General features: G+C 45.7%; 6 protein-coding genes. All 6 read right to left on the bottom strand.

The genetic code is table 11. The features are described 5' to 3' along the window. Nucleotides 1-19: 19 nt before the first annotated feature. Nucleotides 20-409: a GxxExxY protein gene (locus HY811_11500; protein MBI4835425.1), complete on the bottom strand. Its 390-nt coding sequence runs from the start codon at nucleotides 407-409 to the stop codon at nucleotides 20-22. Between the two features lie 768 nt (nucleotides 410-1,177). After that, complete coding sequence (locus tag HY811_11495) at nucleotides 1,178-2,707, bottom strand: CRTAC1 family protein (protein ID MBI4835424.1); 1,530 nt, start codon at nucleotides 2,705-2,707, stop codon at nucleotides 1,178-1,180. After that, nucleotides 2,704-3,564 (bottom strand): NAD(P)H-hydrate dehydratase, encoded by an 861-nt coding sequence (locus tag HY811_11490; GenBank protein MBI4835423.1) that lies wholly within the window; start codon nucleotides 3,562-3,564, stop codon nucleotides 2,704-2,706. The genes HY811_11495 and HY811_11490 overlap by 4 nt, the downstream gene beginning before the upstream one ends. A 41-nt stretch (nucleotides 3,565-3,605) precedes the next feature. After that, a complete protein-coding gene (locus HY811_11485; GenBank protein ID MBI4835422.1) occupies nucleotides 3,606-4,370 on the bottom strand; it encodes a metallophosphoesterase family protein in 765 nt (254 codons plus the stop codon). Nucleotides 4,371-4,442: 72 nt separating this feature from the next. Beyond that, a complete protein-coding gene (locus HY811_11480; GenBank protein ID MBI4835421.1) occupies nucleotides 4,443-5,207 on the bottom strand; it encodes an enoyl-CoA hydratase/isomerase family protein in 765 nt (254 codons plus the stop codon). Between the two features lie 166 nt (nucleotides 5,208-5,373). Continuing rightward, nucleotides 5,374-6,150 (bottom strand): tetratricopeptide repeat protein, encoded by a 777-nt coding sequence (locus HY811_11475; protein MBI4835420.1) that lies wholly within the window; start codon nucleotides 6,148-6,150, stop codon nucleotides 5,374-5,376. Between the last annotated feature and the right edge of the window lie 4 nt (nucleotides 6,151-6,154).

Here is a 6,154-nt window from a genome sequence, read left to right as displayed (position 1 = left end):
ATTTCTCCATTTTTATTATCTAATTAACTACTCGTTTAATCCCATCTTTTAGGATTGGGACATTAAAGTTTATTATCAATCCAAGCCATAACCCGGATAGTTTAAGATAAGTCAATAACTGGGCGTCATGCACCGGTTCGATTTGTTCGACCGATTTTAATTCTATAATCACCAGTTTTTCCACCAGAATATCAATGCGATAACCGCAATCAAGATGAATTTCTTTGTATATGACCGGCAAAGCTTTCTGTCTTTCAAATGAAAGCTTAGATTGCTTTAGCTCATAACAAAGGCACTCCTCATAAGCGGATTCTAATAAACCTGGGCCAAGAACGCGGTGAACCTCAATCCCCGCTCCGATTATCCTGTTAGATAATTCATTGCTTCTTTTTTTCCCTAATTCATCCATAAATCACCTTATTTTATCTTATCTTTGTGCCCTTCGTGCCTTTGTGGTTGATTTACATAGCAAAAAGCGTGCCATCCAGCACATAAATTATGTACTGGATGACTATTTCGTAACCACCCAACTCCTTATAAATAAATCACTTAGACACTAAAATCCGCATTACCAACCGGTAACAAGCGTTACCATACGGAAACACTTTTAGCCATAGCTAATATAACGGTTTTGGGGTGTTTTAGGCTGCTTAAAAGGTTACAAAATTACCGTTTGGTAACACTGCTTTTGGCTAATAACACCCCTCGTTTATGGCCAATACTGACATTTCAATACCCAAAAAAGACGTAAAACGAATATATTAAGATGAAAATTCCTTTATTTCGTTTTGGCAGGGGTACCACCGGGGGGTGGTGGGGGTGGGAGGAGATTTCCCTTTCCGGCTGACTTCAAAACCAATGGGGAGCCTTTGGTTTTACCTAACCATCCTTTTCGTTGAACCAACCCCTCGTTCCGGCCATACCTAAACCGGCATCTAATGATACCTGCCCTATGATTAAATAACGCATATTCGGGTTATGAATTAAGCTATGCCGACGGGGTATTTAAATCCTTACCCGTAACTTGTGAATCGTAAGCAACCATTTGATAAAACCAGACGGTATCTTTAGCGGGACATGAATCCGGAATGAATTAATCCGGTGCATGCGCGTAGTTAATCAGGCGCCGGTATATTTTTATTGCCTCTTAAAATTATTTCCTCTTTCGGGGAAACTTTTATTCATTAACCGTGATAATCTTATTCAAATCCTGCGCTTTAAGTGTTTTCACTTTTCCGCAGGGGAATTTCACCTCAACCTCTACCTTGCCTTTATAATCCCCAAAGCCGAAAAACGCGCTCATAGAATCCTGCGAAGCCAACCCGTGGCAATTGAAGATTTCCCTTGCCTGGACAAGCTTGCCGGCCGTAACCTTTATTTTCGTTCCAATCCCGGATTTATTGCAGTCTTTCCCGGCAACCTTCACTTTAAGATACGCGTTTTTATTCCCCTTGTTGCGATAAAGCTTGAGTGCCGATTCCCATCCGCCGCCTACCGCCAAATCCAGGTTGCCGTCGTTGTCGTAATCGCACCAGGCCGCGCTCCAGCCATCCTGCTGGCTGATGCCGGCTTCCTTTGTCATGTCTTTAAAAGTGCAATTGCCCTGGTTGCGGTAAAACAAGACATAACGGTCTTTGTAACAGATGGATAAATACAAATCCAAAAACCCGTCTTTATCATAATCGCCGAAGGACGGCTCGGAATGCGTTTCGGCATACGGGATGCCGGATTCTTTCTGGATATTTATAAAATCCCATTTCGGCGCGCCCTGGTTGATATAAAGCGCGGAGATATCGGAGAACTCCAAAAACCTTCCGCCGTGCGCCAGGTTGGCGCAAAATAAATCCAGCAAGCCGTCGTTATTAATATCGCCCCAGCAGGCGCCGATGGAATGGCCGTAAGAAAGGAAAACGCCGCCGTTATCATCTACCTTGCTTTCCTTATCCTGGACTCTTGCTTCGCGCGCGACATCAATAAAAAATCCTTTGCCGTCGTTTTTCCACAAATAATTCGGCTGAAGGCGGTAATTGGTCACGTAGATATCCGCGAAACCGTCGTTGTTGAAATCGGCCGGCGCAACGCCGTAGCCGCATTTGGGCGGCTCGGATTTTGTTATTCCGGATTGCAAAGACACATTATCAAAAGTTCCGTTTTTATTATTGAGCCACAGGACATCCGGCGCCCCGACCGATATCAACTCCTTATCGTTCCATTCATAATTCACCACGTATAAATCAAGGTAAGCGTCATTATTAATATCCACCCAGGCGGCGGCCTGCGTCGGATAGGGATTAATCCCTAAACCGGCTTCTTTTGCAACACTTGTAAAAGTCCCGTCTTTATTATTATGCCACAATATATATTTATTGTAATCATAGGCAAAAATATCCAGGTGTCCGTCGTTATCGTAATCGCCCCAGATGCCTCCGCCGGCGGGCTCGGTTATCTTTGCTTTTTGGGTCGTATCGGTAAACACGCCGTCCTTATTATTCTTAAAAAGGCGGCTTCCGTTAAGGAGCAAATCATCGAAGCCGTCGTTATCGTAATCGCCCCAGGCGACATGGCGCGCCTGCCCGTTGCCGAGTTTTATCCCGGCTTTTTCCGTAACGTCTTCAAAGGCCGGATTAACTTGCGCAGTATCTTTATCTTGCGCTAAAAGCAAAACGCAACTGCTTACTACAAGCACAACCATTATTACGTATTTCATTTTATTATCCTCCTAAACGCACTCGGTAAAAACTCTAAAATATCTGTTGCAATAAGCGAAAGCTCCCCGATTTTCTTGGCGGCTAAATCGCCCGCCAGTCCGTGGATATAAACGCCGAGTTGGGCGGCTTCAAAAGGCCGCAGGTCCTGCCCTAATAACCCGGCAATCACGCCTGTCAAGACATCGCCGCTTCCGGCGGTGGCCATTCCGGGATTACCGGTTTTATTAATATATACTTTTTCCCCGTCCGTAACAACGGTTTGATGTCCTTTGAGCACCACAATCACCTTATATCGCTTGGCAAAATCCACGGCAATTTTATCCCTTGAACTCTTGGACCATTGAACCTTTGAACCAATTAGTTTCGCCATTTCCCCCGGATGAGGCGTTAGGATAAGCGGCGCTTTAGCTTTCTTTAAAGTATTTACGTTCTTGCTTAGAGCGTTCAACCCGTCGGCGTCAATAACTGTCGGAACTTTTAAATCAGGCACCAATAATAAAACTAATTTTATCGTTTGCGGATTTTGGGAAAGCCCGGGACCAATCGCTATAACACCCTGCTTTTTCGCCAGGTTAAGCAACGGGTTTCTTGCGGAAAATGCGATTGTCCCGTCTTTTGTCTCCGGAAGGGCGTATGTCATCTGGCAGGTTATTTTTTTGGCGAGAATCGGCTGCTGGCTTTTGGGCGTGGCAACCGTAACCAGCCCTGAGCCGGAACGCAAAGCGGCTTCCGCCGCCAGCCGGGCCGCACCGGCCATCCCGCGCGAACCGGCAATGATTAATACTCTACCATAATCACCCTTGTGGCTGTTTCGGGGACGTTTAGGTAAGCGCGGAAGCTCTTTAATAATTTTCATGTCTCTTCGTGCCTTGGTGTCTTCGTGGCAATTTCCTTTTTTTATTTTCCGGCATGCAATCTCGCCGCCAGCATTTTGGGCAAGACTTTTGTATTCAGGATTTTCTTCATTGTCTCCTTATAATTATACACCAGGCGTTGGAAAGAAACCCGGCCATCTTCCATTATTACATAACAAGCCCGGTTATCGTTATCCCGCGGCTGTCCGACCGAGCCGACATTAATTATGCATTTATTCTCATCAAGATTATATACGCCTTTTATATCATCAGGGCGGTAAAAAGAGACCGATTCATCCGTATACTGGACAAAAACCCCCGGCTCATGCGTATGCCCGCAAAAGCATTTCTGCCGGATAAGGTTAAAATTATCCGCCATCTTTTCAGCGTTAGCGGCATCGGAAGGCCTCAGGTATTCACGGACCGGTTCTTTCGGCGAGGCATGAACATACAAAAAGTCATCCCCTTCATGCAGGCGGGGCAATTCCCCGATAAAATTCCACATCATTTCGGTTTCCGCCGGGTCATACTTCATTGAGTTTATCTCATTCCTAGTCCAATCAACCGCCAAACCAGCTTCGATATTAAAGTTTATGCCGATATAAAGGACGGCTTCCTCGTGGTTTCCCTTGATGCAAACAGAACAATTATCTTTAATCAGCTTGAGGCACTCGCGCGGGTTGGGTCCGTATCCGACGATATCGCCCAGGCATATGATATCCGAAACGCCTTTGGCTTTGATATCCGCCAAAACCGCTTTCAGGGCTTCAAGATTTCCGTGTATATCTGATATAATCGCTTTTTTCATAGTTTCACGAAAATAAAATATTTCGTGATAATTTCCGTGTTTTCCTATTTACACTTTCGCGTCTTCGTGTTATTATTTTCCTTTAAACTCCGCTTTGCGTTTTTCCAAGAACGCCGTCAACCCTTCCTTCATATCCTCGGTTGCGCAAAGCACTCCGAATAAATTCGCCTCCAGGTTAAATCCGTCTTCTAGAGTCTGGTTCAGGCCCTTGTTTACCGCTTCCAGCGCATATTGAAGCGCCTTTGTCCCTTTGGACATAAGCCTGCGGCAGAATCTCTCGGTTTCCTCCAATAGTTTTTCCTTCGGATAAACCTTGTTAACCAATCCTATCCGGTAAGCTTCGTTTGCGTCAATCATATCACCGGAAAGAATCAGTTCCAAAGCACGGCCTTTCCCGACCAGGCGGCTGAGCCGCTGCGTTCCTCCGTAACCCGGGATAATCCCTAGATTCACTTCCGGCTGCCCAAATTTGGCGTCGGCTGATGCAAACCGGATGGTGCATGCTAAAGACAATTCGCACCCGCCGCCTAAAGCAAATCCGTTAATCGCCGCCACAACCGGTTTTCCTGCGTTCTCAATCAGGCTAAAAAGCGCCTGCCCTTTAAGCATTTTGTCTTTACCGGTAACCGGGTTTAACAGGGAAAGCTCTTTTATATCCGCTCCAGCAACGAACGCCTTGTCTCCCGATCCGGTAATCAAAACAGCCTTAATGTCGTTGTCTTTTTTTATGTTATAAAATGCCTCAAACAATTCGTTTATAAGCTCGTCATTAAGCGCGTTAAGTTTCTCCGGACGATTAACCGTTACAAAAGCCAAACCATCTTTCACTTCATACATTATATTCTGGTATTGCCCCGATTGGGTCGGGACTTCACTGCCCCGCTCCATTGCATTTCGGGGTGACCCCGAATAATCGGGAGTCCCCGTATGAGGGTCGTTTCGCATACATACTCCTTTCTGTTAAATTTCGCCGTTTCGTGTATCGTAATTCGTGTTTTCGTGATTACGGCACCACTATCGCTTCCACTCCTTTTGCTTGGACTTCCTCCGCCTTCTTAAAAGCCTCTTCCCAGGAAGAAAAACTACCCGCCCATATAAAATAATATTGCTCGCCTTCTATCAACATAATTTTCAAAGAAGTTTTAATTTCTTTACCCTCGCTCAATTCTTTCATCTCCTCTTCGGCATTTTCTTTATCCTGATATTTGGAAATCTGGACCACAAAATTATTGGGCGGAAAGTAAAGACGCTCCTTGGCTGCTTCGGCATAACGGCTTTCCGGATGTTCCTTTATTAATCGCTTGAAATAATTTATCCCGTCATCCCATCGTCCGCTTCTCATCAATGCCGTCGCCAGGTTAAAAAAGACCTCGTCTTCAGGCAGGGCGCCTTCGCCCGTAGACAGCACCTTCTTAAAATACCGCGCGGCATGCTCATATTCCCTTTTAAAAAGATAGCACCGCCCGATTGCCCCGAAGACCTGCGCCTTCAAAAAAGTCCTCTTGGTTTTGTTCTCCGCCTTAAGCAAATCATACAGCGCCTTATCGTAATCCCCTAAGGCCAGGCGGCTTAATCCCATCCGCATCCAGGCCTCACCGGCAAAAGCCGAACCGGAATTATTGTCTAAATAAGCCTGGTAACGGGTTATCGCGGCTTCGTATTCACCCTCGTAAAAACTCTTATCACCCTCAAGGAAATTATTGTCGGAAGGATACTCTCCCCTTTTGGGCACACTCGGGCAGGCCGAGGCGGTGAAAATAATTACCAATAAACAAATCATTGCC

Source organism: Planctomycetota bacterium, assembly GCA_016207825.1.
Lineage (GTDB): Bacteria > Planctomycetota > MHYJ01 > JACQXL01 > JACQZI01 > JACQZI01.
The sequence above is the reverse complement of the archived record's forward strand: the minus strand, read 5'-3'. Positions and strand labels throughout refer to the sequence as shown.

What these genes read in the sequence shown, in the direction of transcription:
- HY811_11490 (MBI4835423.1), bottom strand. Translation starts at nt 3,564, where the DNA reads ATGAAAATTATTAAAGAGCTTCCGCGCTTACCTAAACGTCCCCGAAAC.
- HY811_11480 (MBI4835421.1), bottom strand. Translation starts at nt 5,207, where the DNA reads ATGTATGAAGTGAAAGATGGTTTGGCTTTTGTAACGGTTAATCGTCCG.
- HY811_11475 (MBI4835420.1), bottom strand. Translation starts at nt 6,150, where the DNA reads ATGATTTGTTTATTGGTAATTATTTTCACCGCCTCGGCCTGCCCGAGT.
- HY811_11495 (MBI4835424.1), bottom strand. Translation starts at nt 2,707, where the DNA reads ATGAAATACGTAATAATGGTTGTGCTTGTAGTAAGCAGTTGCGTTTTG.
- HY811_11500 (MBI4835425.1), bottom strand. Translation starts at nt 409, where the DNA reads ATGGATGAATTAGGGAAAAAAAGAAGCAATGAATTATCTAACAGGATA.
- HY811_11485 (MBI4835422.1), bottom strand. Translation starts at nt 4,370, where the DNA reads ATGAAAAAAGCGATTATATCAGATATACACGGAAATCTTGAAGCCCTG.